Source organism: Chryseobacterium formosense, from assembly GCF_900116415.1.
In the GTDB taxonomy this organism is placed as follows: domain Bacteria; phylum Bacteroidota; class Bacteroidia; order Flavobacteriales; family Weeksellaceae; genus Chryseobacterium; species Chryseobacterium formosense.
Window position 1 is genome coordinate 657,095 of sequence record NZ_FPAP01000002.1, and the last position, 15,093, is coordinate 672,187.

At 33.0% G+C, this 15,093-nt stretch carries 12 protein-coding genes and 1 pseudogene; all 13 read right to left on the reverse strand.

Annotation, left to right across the window (positions count from 1 at the left end; translation table 11 throughout):
- Nucleotides 1-36 precede the first annotated feature (36 nt).
- Nucleotides 37-495 carry a hypothetical protein gene (locus tag BM371_RS09290; RefSeq protein WP_074958659.1) on the reverse strand — a complete coding sequence of 153 codons (459 nt, stop codon included), beginning with the start codon at nt 493-495 and terminating at the stop codon, nt 37-39.
- A 7-nt stretch (nt 496-502) separates the two neighbouring features.
- On the reverse strand, nt 503-1,627 hold the full coding sequence (locus BM371_RS09295; RefSeq protein WP_228423578.1) for an RHS repeat-associated core domain-containing protein: 1,125 nt from the start codon (nt 1,625-1,627) through the stop codon (nt 503-505).
- A 25-nt stretch (nt 1,628-1,652) separates the two neighbouring features.
- Complete coding sequence (locus BM371_RS09300; RefSeq protein WP_034678249.1) at nt 1,653-2,096, reverse strand: hypothetical protein; 444 nt, start codon at nt 2,094-2,096, stop codon at nt 1,653-1,655.
- A 2-nt stretch (nt 2,097-2,098) separates the two neighbouring features.
- On the reverse strand, nt 2,099-3,160 hold the full coding sequence (locus tag BM371_RS20925) for an RHS repeat-associated core domain-containing protein (RefSeq protein ID WP_034678250.1): 1,062 nt from the start codon (nt 3,158-3,160) through the stop codon (nt 2,099-2,101).
- Between the two features lie 57 nt (nt 3,161-3,217).
- Nucleotides 3,218-3,733: a hypothetical protein gene (locus tag BM371_RS09310; protein ID WP_165571790.1), complete on the reverse strand. Its 516-nt coding sequence runs from the start codon at nt 3,731-3,733 to the stop codon at nt 3,218-3,220.
- Nucleotides 3,734-4,373: 640 nt separating this feature from the next.
- A pseudogene (locus BM371_RS20995) lies at nt 4,374-4,555 on the reverse strand (RHS repeat-associated core domain-containing protein); the annotation flags it as partial.
- 11 nt (nt 4,556-4,566) lie between these two features.
- Nucleotides 4,567-5,070, reverse strand: a complete 504-nt coding sequence (locus tag BM371_RS09320) for a hypothetical protein (RefSeq protein WP_034678253.1) — start codon at nt 5,068-5,070, stop codon at nt 4,567-4,569.
- Nucleotides 5,071-5,075: 5 nt separating this feature from the next.
- Nucleotides 5,076-5,933 carry an RHS repeat domain-containing protein gene (locus BM371_RS20930; protein WP_228376792.1) on the reverse strand — a complete coding sequence of 286 codons (858 nt, stop codon included), beginning with the start codon at nt 5,931-5,933 and terminating at the stop codon, nt 5,076-5,078.
- A 30-nt stretch (nt 5,934-5,963) separates the two neighbouring features.
- Nucleotides 5,964-6,446 carry a hypothetical protein gene (locus BM371_RS09330; protein ID WP_123947078.1) on the reverse strand — a complete coding sequence of 161 codons (483 nt, stop codon included), beginning with the start codon at nt 6,444-6,446 and terminating at the stop codon, nt 5,964-5,966.
- A gap of 2 nt (nt 6,447-6,448) precedes the next feature.
- Nucleotides 6,449-7,639 carry an RHS repeat-associated core domain-containing protein gene (locus tag BM371_RS09335; RefSeq protein WP_034678256.1) on the reverse strand — a complete coding sequence of 397 codons (1,191 nt, stop codon included), beginning with the start codon at nt 7,637-7,639 and terminating at the stop codon, nt 6,449-6,451.
- Nucleotides 7,640-7,649: 10 nt separating this feature from the next.
- The gene (locus BM371_RS09340) at nt 7,650-8,135 is read right to left on the reverse strand and encodes a hypothetical protein (protein ID WP_034678257.1); all 486 of its coding nucleotides are present in this window, start codon (nt 8,133-8,135) and stop codon (nt 7,650-7,652) included.
- The gene (locus BM371_RS09345) at nt 8,092-11,592 is read right to left on the reverse strand and encodes a DUF6443 domain-containing protein (RefSeq protein ID WP_074958664.1); all 3,501 of its coding nucleotides are present in this window, start codon (nt 11,590-11,592) and stop codon (nt 8,092-8,094) included. The genes BM371_RS09340 and BM371_RS09345 overlap by 44 nt, the downstream gene beginning before the upstream one ends.
- 7 nt (nt 11,593-11,599) lie before the next feature.
- Nucleotides 11,600-15,088, reverse strand: coding sequence for a hypothetical protein (locus BM371_RS09350; RefSeq protein WP_131430866.1), 3,489 nt, complete (start codon nt 15,086-15,088; stop codon nt 11,600-11,602).
- Between the last annotated feature and the right edge of the window lie 5 nt (nt 15,089-15,093).

Sequence of the window (15,093 nt, forward strand, 5' to 3'; positions counted from 1 at the left end):
ATTACCTCCCACAAGAAAATCGTATGGGAGAAAGGTTTACTTGTCTTTTATGGGCTTAATATGATTACAGTAAACAATATCTCCGTCTTTAGGATTGAAACTTTTTATAAGCCCCATTGCTGTTTTACCATTAAACTGATAATTCCATTTATTTGAAGGGTTTTCCAAATCAATAACTTTTAGCTTTTCTAATGAACGTATCTCATACCCGATACTAGACATTTGTTGCTCGTGTGTATTTGGGTAATATCCGACAAATAAATATTTCTTTTTATAAACCATAAAATGCAAAATGTCATTATTTGTATTTTCAATCAGATTGGTTTTATCTTTCATGAAGAATGTTTTAAAATCAGTTCTATATTTTATGCTTTTTATCTTAAAAATTACATTTTCTCCTGATTCATCTGTTCTGAAGAAAGTTTGTATGCCCTGTAATTGAGCGTTTATTAAATTACATATCATTAAAAGAATGAATAAAATTTTAATTTTCATAATAGTATTATTTTTTAGTGTAATTAGGACTACCGCTACCAATAGGTGTAGGATTTCCATAACCGTTGTCTCCTGTAATATGTCTTTCAGGAGTAACTACCCATTTTCCACTTGCACCTGCTCCATTTTTACTAAACACATAAACAGTTCCAGCACCATTATTTAGCAGGTAAGTTGCATAGTGAGAAGTTCCTCCTGCTTTATTTCCGCTATCGACAATATTATAACCATAATCATTAAACTCTTTGCTTAATCTTTTATTGCCATCAGAATAGGCATATCGTCTTAGATCTCCGAAGGACGGATTATTAGTTTGCTTAAATTCATCTTGTAAAATTTCATCTGCTCTATTTGGATCTGGAATCGTCCCTGTATTCTTACCATCAACATTAAAATCTACACTCCCTCTTCTTCCCATTGAAACAGAAGTTCCCCAACAGTTAGAATCAAATGCTTTACGTTGGTCGTTTATATATTTGTTTATTGTTCCAATCATTTTATCAGCACTTGCTATTCCTAATTTGTCCAAACTAGAACCTTCTTTTATCTCAACTCCTTCAAGACCTTTTTGAAGCTGTTCTAGGTCTAATCCAGTTTGTTCAGCTAAAGTATTTATATTATCTCCTTCTTGGGCAACAAAAGCAAGGTAGTTTTCAAACTTTCCTGTACCCTGTCCTTTTTTCATTATCTCCCTTTGCTTTATTTCTAATTCCCAAAGTCCGTCAGGATCAATAAATCTTAATGGATTGTCATATGCATATCTATATGGTGACCATCTTCTGTCTCTCTCTGCCAATGGATCCATTTGTAACCACCGTCCGATATCGGGCATATATTGACGCCATCCATAGTCGTAAAAACCAGTTTCTTGTAACTCCTTACCGTTGTACTTATACTTATAAGCATTCGAGCTATTTGCCTGTGCATTATGATCAAACAGCATCCCGAAAGGATAATAATTGTTATTAGCAACTATTTCTCCCGGAATAAAATATTCAATACAATTTCCATCCGAGCATTCCATAATTCTCTGATCACGGCTTCTTATGTTTCCGTCACGGTCAGAATCTGCATAGCTTAGTCTTATATTTCCTAAATGATCTACATAATTGTACACATACAGATTCAGCAAAGCATCATAATATCCTTCAGTGATTCTATTTAACTATCTCACCATTTCGTTTAAACCTTATTTGAAATCCGTGGTCTCGAATACTTATAACTCTCTTGAAACCTTTGTCCGTTCCAAGCTTTTTAATAACATTCTCACCTTTTTCCGGATAAGAAAATATATGATCAATAGATAAATAAAGAGGTATTATTAATTGTTTTTCTAAAAAAACAGATCTATTGCTATGCTTCAACCAAAATTTTTCTGATTCATTGTAATCTGTTTTTAAGTATATTACAAAAGTATCCTCGTTCTCTTTGTCTAAAACAAAAAAGATGTTTTTTTTCTTTTCCTCCGTTTTTTGAACTTCTTTATAGAGAATTTCTTTTACAGAAGCTGGTAAAAAATAGATTATATCTGAAGGATTTTTTTGTGCTTTACAATTGCTCACAAAGAAGCTTAGTACTAATATTAATATAATTTTTTTCATTATTATCTTTTTTGTTTATCAATATATATTCTTAAAGCATCTTGTCCAATAGTATTATTGTTTGTTGTTCCTGCATTTTGTTTTGTTCCGTTTGGCATAACTCTTTGAATAGCATTTCCATTTTTCTGTACTCCCATATAAGAATCAACTGCGTGTATAGGGATATTAAAATCACTAGATGTCTGTTTATCATACAATGATGTTCCCGGTCCATTTGTTTTACCTGGTTCATCAACAACATCATGTGTATGTATTTGTGTTAAAGCAATAAGATTAGTTCCAAAAAATGTTTCTTTTATAATATTTCCTGCATTGTCAGAAAACGGCTCTGTTGAAAATTTCGTGTTACCTTTTATCCCATCTTCTCCTCTTATAGAGGTTACTTGAGCTGTTGGAATATCTCCGCGTGTAACTTCTAAACCTACCAAAACTTGTCTTTCTTTACTTTGATCAGCAATGGTTTCATTATTAGCATTGTTGATGTCAGAATTTATTTGATTATTATTGACTGTAACTACAGAACTGCTTGATTGTAAAGCTTGTGTTGCAATAGCCGACAAAGATCCTCCATTATCAGAGCTTATCGTATTCCAGTCAGTTCTGTTTATTACTCTAACATTTTTAGTTGCAGCACCATCACTCCCTAAATATCTCCCATTAACATCTAAATAATCATCCGGAGGTGTAGCAAACATCCCATCCGGATCAATAAATCTAATCGGATTGTCCCAAGCGTAATTATAAGGACTAAATCTTCTCATCTTTTCGGTAAGCGGATCAATAGACAGCCATCTACCAATATCCGGCATATAAAATCTTGCGCCATAGTCATACATTCCCGTTTCTTGCAATTCTTTGCCATTATATTTCATTTTATAAGCATTCGAGCTATTTGCCTGATTATTATGATCAAACAACATCCCGAAAGGATAATAGTTGTTATTGGATACAATCTCTCCCGGAATAAAATATTCAATACAATTTCCATCGGAACATTCTCTGATTCTCTGATCACGACTTCTTATGTTCCCGTCATGATCTGAATCTGCATAGCTTATTATCATATATTATTACATAATAGAAACGTTTGGAAGCAGCAGTAAATATATCTCTCCTAAATATCATTCGCATTTTGGAAATAGAATCATTCTATATGTAGTATCATTCCTTAGATATGTTTTTGAATTCTCTGCATCAACAATACTTTCATTATAGAAATGTGTTTTAGTGAAACCTAAATAAAATGATTTTAAATATTTGGAAAGTTTAATTACATGGATATTATTAATATCAATATAATCCGTTTTTATACAACAATCACATTCTATTTTTTTTATATTAGCCTCTGTCCATACATTCGTAAAATATTTAATTCCCATACTATCATCAAAATATAGAAAAGCTTTTTCTTCTCTTAATAATTTTTTTAAGTTGTTTGATTCTTTAAAATTTTTTTCACTCACTATAAATTGACCTCTAAAGCCTTTAACAGATATTAGTAAGGGGTTTTCAATTGATAAAATTTCTGTTGTGAGATAGAAGCCTTTAGTATTTTGAGAAAACAGGAGTGAGGCTACACAGACAAATAGAAATATTAAAATATTTCTATTAAGGTTGAGCCAATTTGACTGTTCCATTTCTAAACTTTTTGTAGTCTTTATCATTTTTTAAGTTATCATTAATTAAATGTATTGTTGCTTGACCTAAAGAGCCCATTGAAGCTTTTGCTTTATTAGGTTCGCTTTGAGTACTCTTAATAGTACCCATTATATTTGTAATGGCTTCCATTGGTAAGCTAGAATTTCTTCCTTCACTATTTGAAGAAGGTGCTAAAAAACCGTTTGAAGTATGAGTAGATCCTAAAGTATGACCGATTTCATGTGGACCTGTTTCCTCGTTTTCTGCGTGCGATCTTTTTATAACGACAACGTCTCTATATGCGCTACCATTGTCATTAGGATCTGCTACTTTTTCATCACTTAAAAGTCTATAAGAATTTGCCTCTCCGGTTGTATCATTGTTAACTATATTATTTAATGCAACAATTCTATCTTCACCATCTTTTACATCAACAACACTAGTCGTTAATTCAAAATTGATTTTTAATGAAATTGATCTTCCATCAGAAGTCTCATACTCATATTTGTATTTATTAGAAGCTTCATTCCATTTATTTACTGCAAGATTTGCTGAATTTAAACCATCTTTAGTAGTATAATAATGTGCCTTAATTGTTACTGTACCTGCTTTAAAATCAAAGTACATCCCAAAATCTCTACCATCATAATCAACAAACATGATGGGATTATTTCCTGCATAAGTATAAGGAGACATTCTTGTATACTTCTCCGCCAACGGATCTATTACACCCCATCTTCCGATATCGGGCATGTAAAATCTTGCTCCATAATCATACATACCCGTCTCTTGGAGTTCTTACCGTTGTACTTATAATTGTAATATTTAATTATCACTTATTAATGCTATTTGGTGGTAATGCTCCAATTACTTTAAGTAAATAAACATGAATTTTTTTGTCATAAGGTAAAATATCAACTAATGTTGTTATGTTAATTTCTGTTATTAAATTTTTATCTTTTGAAATTAATGCGAGACAAACGAATGAACCTTCAAAATTGGCATTTTTATCATTATAAAATAATGAATTAGAATCTATATATCCCTTTTCATAATTACTATAATCAAATATTTTTTTATCGCTTTTCAAAAAGCTAACTTCGTTTAAAAAAAAGCCTGAAGATTCTAATGCATAGACTAGCTTTGTATATTTCTTTTTATTTTCTTTAATTATTACAAAAATTTTCTTCTCACTTAATTGAATTAAAAAAAAATCTTTACCATTAGTTATTTGAGTTAATTCGTTATTAATTCTTACAAAATTTTGATTTTTAAAATTTTGACCAAAAATATTATTAGATATTATGATAAATAAATAAACAACTATATATCTCATAAGTTTTAAAGTTTAATTGGATTACCTGTGTTATTTTGAACCTTATGCCCTCCAGCATGTCTAGGATTTGTACCATCTCTCATTGTTTGTATCTTGAGTATTTTTCTTGTCAAGTTTTCTACTCTAATAGCATTATCATGATTTGAATTTCCAGTTAACCCTTTAGCATGAGCGGTTCCATGTCCAAGTATTTCGTGAAAAGATGTAAGGCTTCTTTTTTCTTCAAGATGATTTCCATTTCTATGAATAAAATTGTGACTACCATTATCAGTTGATTTTGATAGACCTTCACCTCCTAATGCCATAATATGTGTGCCTTTAATTTCACCATCAGGTCTAATACCATATTTTTTCTCCGCATCATTTTTAATTAGTTCCTGTCCTTCATTAGAAATATTTGAGTTTTCACTATCAAAATATTCAACTACAAAGTCTCTATCAGAATTAATTGCTCCAACAAGAATTTCAGTTAGTAGTTTATCATCACCTGTTAAATCTTTTGTAGCTTCTTTAAATTTATCTGAATTTATTATATCGAATTTTTTTTTATTATTATTATTTCCTCTTGTAATTAACGATCTAAAAGCATCAAATTTAGAGTCTGCAAAAACTTGATTAATATCTTCATGAAAACTTTTGGCTGATTCTTCATTAACTCCTTTAATTTCCATACCGTCGGGGTCAATAAATAGTAATGGGTTATTTATTACATAAACATAACCTGAATTGTCGAAATATTTCTCCGCCAGCGGATCCACCACACCCCATCTTCCTATATCCGGCATATAGAATCTTGCTCCATAGTCATACATACCTGTCTCTTGGAGTTCTTTGCCGTTGTACTTATACTGGTATGCATTCAGTGTTGCGTAGCTGTGAACGAATTACCCGATTTATAAATCGGGTAAAAAAATCATATTTTGCTGATAAAATCTCTCTTTATAATTTTTACTAGCATAATTAATAGCAGATAAAATATCTATTGGGAGTTCTTTTATTTTATAGATATTTAAAAATGGCTCATTGTGATTATTATATAATAGATAAAAATCTTCTTTGGGTTTTATTATTTTTATAAAATCTAAGAAAATAATAGGGTGAGTGTTAAAATTTTCTAAACTGTTTTCAGTTAAAAGTTCTTTTAATGAAAATTCTCCTTTAATCCCAAAATATTTCTGTGGAATTTCTTTATTTTTTGTTATCCAAAATACTATTTGGTCTTTACTATTGTTTTTAATTTTAATTCTTTTATAGTTAAAATTTTCCCCTGATACATTATATTTTAAAGTATCTTTTTTTATTTCAACATCTTTTTTTTGTGAACTGATATAGAGTACATTAAAAAAAAATGTCAAAAAAAATATTTTATATTTCATTCTCATTTCATGTTATTTATTGTTTCATCTATTGATTTAGTAATTGATTCCTTTAATTTAGTATTTCCTTCTATCCTTATTAGCGTATCTCCTTCCCATTTACTTCCTTTTACTTGATGTACCCAAGTTTCTCCTCTAATGTAAAATAAAGCATGTCCTCCTATTAATTCATGAGATGCATTTTGAGCTTGTCCTTCTTCGCTTAAATTACCATTAGTATATACTTGTAAATTATTATTTGTAGATGTTTTGACTTTCTCCGACGTTCTCTTATCATTCGATGGTGCCAAGGTTGTTCCCATTACATCAGCACTTTCTCCTGTTCTTATATGCATACCTTTATCAGGGGTTCCATATCGTATTTCGGAAGCATCATCTTTGATAAAGTTTCCGTTTTTATCATAATAACTAACGCTATTACCAACAGTATATTCAATAGTTGTTGTAGAATTGACTAACTCTGATAAATTTGAATAGTTACCACTGGTACTTTTATGAGAGTTTAATACTTCTCTATCAATATTTCCATCTTTATCAAGTGTTACAAATTGTCTGTCTTCTTTAGGCAAAGTATTTTGAATAGCTTTCAAAGACGCTTCATTAGTTGGCTTCACTGTTTCTACACCTCTTCCATCTGGGTCAATAAATCTAATAGGATTATTCATTACATAATTGTATGGCGACCATCTGCGATATTTCTCCGCTAATGGATCTACAACACCCCATCTTCCAATATCGGGCATATAAAATCTTGCTCCATAATCATACATCCCTGTCTCCTGGAGTTCTTTACCGTTGTACTTGTATTTATAAGCATTCGAGCTATAAACCTGATTATTATGATCAAACAGCATCCCAAAAGGATAGTAAGAATTATTAGCAACAATCTCTCCCGGAATAAAATACTCAATACAATTTCCATCGGAGCATTCCCTAATTCTCTGATCACGGCTTCTGATACTTCCGTCACGGTCAGAATCTGCATAGCTCAGTCTTATATTTCCCAAATGATCAACATAATTGTACACATACAAATTCAGCAAAGCATCATAATAACCTTCCGAGGTCGGAAGAAATCTTAACTTCATTGCTGCAACAGATGTCGATCCCGATTCGTCTTCCCAAGGCTGAGTATATTTATACTGAAAACCATCCAGATAATGAGTTTCTACAGTTCCAAAGAGCTTCTTCATTTAGGATTGCTCAGTCATTTTGATAGCACACACCTCGAATATAAGGCGTAATATATATATTCCAGATAATACCGGAATCTCTTTCGAAACGAACAGGTTCCCTTCCATATCTCATTACACCACCATAATCCAAATAATTTACTTTAGGGCGAATTCCTTTTAACTTAAGTGAATAAAATTTATTTTTTATAAGAGGTTCACAAGGTTTTAATATTTCTTTTTTAGTAGCAATTTTAAAAATTGAATCATTTTTCTTAACATAAAAGATATTGTTATATTTGTATGTGGAGGTATCAATCCTGATTAATTGATATTGTGCTAGTGATATTGTGTCAAAATCTTTTTTTGTATGTATTTTCGGTTCTGTGTATGTGTATCTTTTCTTAAAGATAGAACAACTCACTACAAAAGATAAAAGTAGTATAGTAATTAAATATTTCATAAATAGTTTTTTAAGGATAAGTCCAAAGTATGTCTTTCTTTTTTGTGCCATCATTTATATAAATTTTTCCTTTACCTCCCACTGGTATATTTTCAGATTCATTACCGTCCTTATCTGTAAAATCAGAATAAGGAGTTCCCGACTGTGGCGCAATAGTTTCTGTTTCATTATGAGCAGCTTCATATATAGAACCTGCTGTTGCAGAACCTCCAGAAGAGATTCCAGATTTTTGAACCATCAGTCCTGCTATGTAAGATTCTAATATTTCGTGTAAAGTCGTAGCACCTGGTTTATCAGCATTATCATCCATTTTCTTTAGAGCTTCTGGATTAAGCGATTGGTTTGTCGTAACAGCTTTCTTTCCATCTACTTCTGTTGAGCCTACTATAGCATCTTCAAATACTCCTATGTTAGGAGATTTTGATTTAGTAAGTTTATCATCTGTAGCTGCAATTTGTACTTGAATAGAACTGTCTGTTGTCGCATCTAAAAGTTTTTGGGATTTAGCACTAAGTGTTTTTCCTTTTATTGCAGTTGCTTTTACTTTTCCGGTTTCATTGTTCATTGTTAACTTCAATTCTCCGCTTACAGATTTTCGAAGTTCTTTCAAAGTTTCTTGTGATTTATTTCCTTTAATGATTACATCATAAACTCCACGTCCATCAGGGTCAATAAATTTTATAGGATTGTTCACAGCATAATTATAAGTTGACCATCTTCGGTATTTCTCCGCCAGCGGATCCACAACACCCCATCTCCCAATATCCGGCATATAAAATCTTGCGCCATAGTCATACATTCCCGTTTCTTGCAATTCTTTGCCATTATATTTCATTTTATAAGCATTCGAGCTATTTGCCTGATTATTATGATCAAACAACATCCCGAAAGGATAATAGTTGTTATTAGCAACAATCTCTCCCGGAATAAAATATTCAATACAATTTCCATCCGAGCATTCCCTAATTCTCTGATCACGGCTTCTTATGTTTCCGTCACGGTCAGAATCTGCATAGCTTAGTCTTACGTTTCCTAAGTGATCTACATAATTGTACACATACAGATTGAGTAAAGCATCATAATAACCTTCAGATGTCGGAAGAAATCTTAACTTCATTGCTGCAACAGATGTCGATCCCGATTCGTCTTCCCAAGGCTGAGTATATTTATACTGAAAACCATCCAGATAATGAGTTTCTACAGTTCCAAAGAGCTTCTTTATTTTTACTCCGTCTGCACGGTAAACATAATTGGTTACCTGTCCGTTCTGAGTAATCTGCTTGGGTAAATTTAAATAATTATATTGAATTGATGAAATGCCTTTATCCTGAAAAGAGGTCATATTTCCGTTGGTATCATACCCAATATCTGTTGGCGATGATGTATAGGGATAGCTTTCACCGGTTTGTACACTTTCAGTTATTTTTTGCAGACGGTTACTTGCTCCCGCATTTTCATACTGATAAGAAAGATCATCAATCAGCATCGCTGTAGCGCCGTATCTTTGAGCAGATCTTTTCATGCTCATGATGTTTCCATTGAGGTCGTATGTTGCTTTCTCGTAATACTCTCTGATAGAGGGGTTTGTTTCATCCTGATAAAATCCTGCCGAAAAACGATTGAGATTATCGTAAACATAACCATATCTTTTCAATGGCTCATTTTCCTGTGTAGAGGTTTTCCAGTCGATTTCTGCGATATTTCCGTTAAAACGGGGTTTTACCTGCAAAGCAGTATCTGAAGTGTCCGGAGTTACTAAACCTTCTACCTGATGGTATTTGATTTTATACCCAAAAAGGTCATTTCCAAGATTATTAGGGTCGTTGATCTTCGTCATCCATCCACGGATGTTGTACTCATAATCTATGGTTTGTAGAGGTGTTGCGATATTCGTTCCACCTACTTTTTTGGTTTGCAACTGTGATAACTCATTGTAGGTGTTCTGAGCCAGGATTTCTTCAGCATTGTTGTCGATTTTATGCTTGTGCGTCAGCAGTCGATTTTGGTGATCGTAAGTGAAGGTTTCGGTGATTACCTTTTCGGTGTCTGTGGTTAATCTTTTGTGATAGGTTTTGCTCTGCAAGACGGTTCCTGCAAAATCAAGCTCAGATTCGGTTTTGGTGTAGCCTCCCAAATGATTGATGGAGTGACTTCCCACAGGTCTTCCTTTGGTATCGTAATAAGAGTAGCTTTTCGTCCAGTTATCGTCTTCAATATTCTTTACCAACGTCATTACCGGAAGGCTTTTGGTACTTTTCCCCAATGTCGCTGCATTATCCGTTAAAATGGTTTTCCCGTAAATTGTCCCCGGAAAAGCAGGATTGAAGCTGTACGAAGGATAAGTATCATAATAATTTATACTTAAAACTCTCATGCTTCCTGTAGGAAAAGCATTCTTGGTGTAAAACACGTCCATCCCGTTCAGGTTAAATGATGTTTCACTTCTCACCTCATTGTTTCCCGGATTAGCCGTCATGTTGTTTATAGCGGTCTGCATTGCCGTTCTGGTTGCTGTATTGGAAAAGAAACCGGTATAAACCACCCTTCCAAATGCGTCATATTTGGTAAACATCCAGCCTTTGGCGGCAAAATTATTGGTAGTCGTTCTCAGATTCGCATCCTGGGTAAGTACCAAACGATCCTGTTTATCATACACCATATATTCCCATCCTTTTCCGGGAAGTTTTTTCTCTACTAAACGATTTGTTTCGTCGTAACGGTATTGATAGCAAAGGTTGTCGAAAGAGGTTAAAGACAAATTTGAGTTTGAGGCTAAAGGAGGGATTACAAATACAAGCTGATTATATTCATTATACACATAATATGTATCTGCTTTTTCTGAAGGACTTAATACTTTTCTTACTAATAAAACCTGTCCTTCTCCGTTTTTAAACTCAATGGTTTTGTTTCCGTCTTCATCAGTTACACTATTTTTTAATAGTTTATTAGCCTCGTAATTAACAGTCTGGCTGAGAACAGAGTTTGTAGCACCATTCACTGTTGTAGTCGCTGTGGTATATTTTTTAACGGCATCTTCAATGCTGTTGGCATCATACTCAAATTTTACGGGTTTATTGTTCCATGCACTTCCTACCTGCTTCTGTTCGAAAATCCTGCTTAGTGGCGAGCTTTCGAGAATTTTTTCAGCATATATTTTCTCCGAACCATATTGGGTGGGAGCGTTGGAGAGCGGAGCGTTATAGATTCCGCCGTTTAAGGTATTGGATTGCGGAATGGGCAAGAAGTCTTTTACCTGTCTTCCGTATTGATCGTACTCGATGTGGGTAACAACATCTTTTCCTGTGGGAGAGGCTTTTACATTGACTACCTGTTTCGGTCTTCCCAAACCATCGAAATACTGAACGGTTTGTATTTGTTTTGCTGTAGAGCTTGATGTAGCTACAGGCTCAAGATAAACTCTTGTCTGTACATAGTTTTCTGTATTCGTTGCCTGTGCATGGTAAAAACCGCTTACAAACAGCATATTGATGGGGATAATAAGTTTTTTCATTGTGTTTTTATGGTTTGTAGTTGTAAGTGTTTTCTTTCAGGATCTTTCCTTCTTCATCAACAATTTTTTCAAGTCTGTTGGCTGTGTCATACCTGTAAATCTCCCTGATTCCTGATGGTGGGGTAAGGGTAGTTACTCCGATCAAAGGATCATAGGTAATGGTTGCCATCTGAAAGTTTTTAAAATTAATATCGTTTCTAAGAGCATCCAAAGCGGTAATCAGGTTGTTTTCGGTGGCAGGATCTGCAGCATCGGCGTTGGAGGCATTGATGATGGCGGTGATTAAAGAATTGTTTTTGATGTTATCATACAGTGCGCCTTCGATTTTAGCAATAGGCTGCGTTTTATGATATCCCCAGATAATAGAAGTTGGTATGCCATTCTTTGTTGAATATTGCAAGAGATTTCCCTTATCATCATATTGATCATAGGTTAATTGGGTTTGTAAAGGATTATTCCCGTGTGATTCTTTGATGAATTTTGGCAGATAAGATACATTATCAGACCAGGTATTTGAATAATCTATTTCTTTGGTATTGACCAGAATATCATTCTTCAATGTTTCTATTTTTTTGATTTCAGAGATGCGGTTTTGGGAATAAATAGAATTGTTATCGGTATCATAGTAATACTTTGTTTTGATACTATTATCATCACTCGTAGTAACCCAATGCTCGGATATCATTTTATTGGTACTATTATATTCAAAAGTTTCATTCTGTTCCATCACTTTTTGAGTAGTCCCTTCATAGAAATAATTTCTGGTAGTTTTATTGGTGAGTTTTGCCCAACCGTATGCAGATATTAGTGGATAAAAATCGATATCATTGACAGGAGAAGTTCCTAATAAATGAAATTTAGAGAAAGAGTTACAAGAAAAAGAATTGCTGCAATCAAGAATTTCAGTTTGTGTCATCTGCTGTGCTGCAAGATATCCCTGATAATTATGAATGGGCTTTAGTTTTCCCTGAAACAGCATTCCATCCGGTCTGTTAAATCTGTATCCGTATGTTTTTTCATAGTTTTCAAATGAATAGGTATTGATAGTTTCATTAAGCAGTCTTCCTGATTCATTTTTTATTCTTTCTTCCAGCAAAAGCCCTCTTTTGTAATCAATATTTTTAGAAGGTAAATAGGGTTTGGTGTATGTAATTAATTCCGTTTCAGGATAATCAATAGGAGATGAGAAAATCTGTTCTGTAGATCCTAATCCGGTTTCTGTAATTTTCACATTTTTATATCCTACACTGCTTCCTTGTGTGAATACCTGTTCCTGGTTTGATATAATAAATTTCGACAGGTATTGATAATCCTGACTATAAGTCTGAGAAGAAGAGTAAGGCGGTAATTCGCACTTTGTTCCTGATTGTTTTACAAATCTATATTCTTCGAACTTCGGTTTCCCAAAAACAAGAGATCCGCTGCTTCTAAAGCGATCAGAAGGAAGGTTGTAATTATATATTTTCTCTTTATTCGGTGTGATATTCTGACCAGATGCTTCATAATAATCTTGGGAAATGTCACCATCAAAATATCCAACTTTTTTAATTCTATTTCCTCCTCCATACAGAAATTTATTATTCGTATTGAAACTATAATAGTTTACGGTCATGTTATCCGTACCAGTATAATTTAAATCAAAATTATGTCGTCTAAATACATATTGAGTGTTGGGTTCTAAAATAAATTCTCTACAACAATTCGCTTCAGGTAGTATACAATGGATTGATCCGATAGGTATATTTTGCCCGTTAACAATTTTAGAAATCTGGAATGTTCTCGTCCAGTTGCTGGAATCATTATCCAAAACAATACTGGGATATACAATAATTTTCCTCTTTTCTGTTGAAACAGGTATGTTTTGCGTGCTTGAACTATTGTTAAAATAATAAGGTACAGTTTCTACAAAAGTACTATTGTCAGGGTTTTCCGCAAAGTCATTGATAGGCTCATTACCTGAAAAAGAATATTGATTGGGTTCAAAAAGAAAGATTCCAGAGCCTTTAGTAGGATATTTAATCTTTTGTAGTAAATCATAGGTGCTGACTTTAGGTGATGCATCCCTCATGTATGTAATATCCTGTGCATTACAATTATCTGAATTAAAAGTGTTAAAATAACCCCAAAAATCCCTTCCAAAAACAGAAGGATTACCAGAAGGGCTGTTTCTTTTGTAATAAAATTCATGTTTTTCTGTACTGCTTTGATTAGGATAACTTTTAACAATTGATTTCAAAAACATTCTTTTGACGATAATCTGGTTATAGTCATAATCTAAAGTAAACTTTGACACAAGAGATTGGTTGATGTTTTTTAATTGAATTTCCTTTAAGAATGGAGTGCTTGAATTTGTAGAATAGTCATCTCTTCCCGTAAGATATGTAAAGTCAATGATGGCTTTGTCAGCTATAGTAATCGTTTTTATTTTCTTTGTTGTAACAATATTATTGCTGATAACTGTTGATTCCATAGGTGGAATTTCACCCCAGCAGTTAGCATATTTCATTGCATTCAGGGCAGCATTGTCATACTCATTTCTGGTTTTGTTGTATTGCAAATTGTTTTCTTTAAAAACAGTATCATCGTATGAAATGTCAAAAACTGTTTTATTATTAGAATCGATCACCTTTGTAAGATGAAACGAGCTTCTAAATTCTTTTTCGTCACTATGGGTATTAAAACTGACATTATTGTTATTTTGAATCGTATGATGCAACCCATCTGTTGATTTTATCGTAGTTTCATAAACATCAAAAATGTACTTATATCCTTTCTCATCAAATATTGTAAAACCTTTAGGGGTGTAGGGCTGATTATAGTGAGTCTCAAAATGAGTCTGAATATTTAAACGGTAATCATTAAGAGGTTCAACAGTCAATTGGTTACCAATTTTTTTTAGATAGAAACTGCCTGTATTACCCATGAAGTTAAATTGCCAGAGATCATGTTCAGTATCATATTTACCATTTTCTGCAGTTTCCCAATAATATTCATTAGCAATATTAGGATTGTTTTGTTCAAAATTAACAGGATTCTCAATCCATTGGTAATAGATATTATTGTGATTGTTAATAGTTGTATGATAAATTCCTACCTTACCATTTTGACTTGTCCCCGCCATTACCAATTCTTCATCGGGTAATCCTCTAACAGTTCTCGATATAGTTCCACCTGCAAAAATACTCCATCCCAATCCGACATCCCCGGCAACATTGTCAGCTTTTACATTTGATGGATGATATTTTAGTGAAATGTCTAATTCTATATCTTTCGAATGGGTAGAAAGTTTGTATAAAGGAATGTTAATATCAGGAATTCCTGTGTATCCGCTTACAGGTACTTCTTCAAACTTCATTAATGATGCTACCGTAGGAGAAGCAGGAATGATCTGTGGTAACTCTGTTTTTATATTTTCTGTATTTAAAGCTTGCCCGTCTATATTTTCAGATAGTAAAAACAAGGTGAACAAATAGACTAATAGATGATTTTTTCTCATGTGTT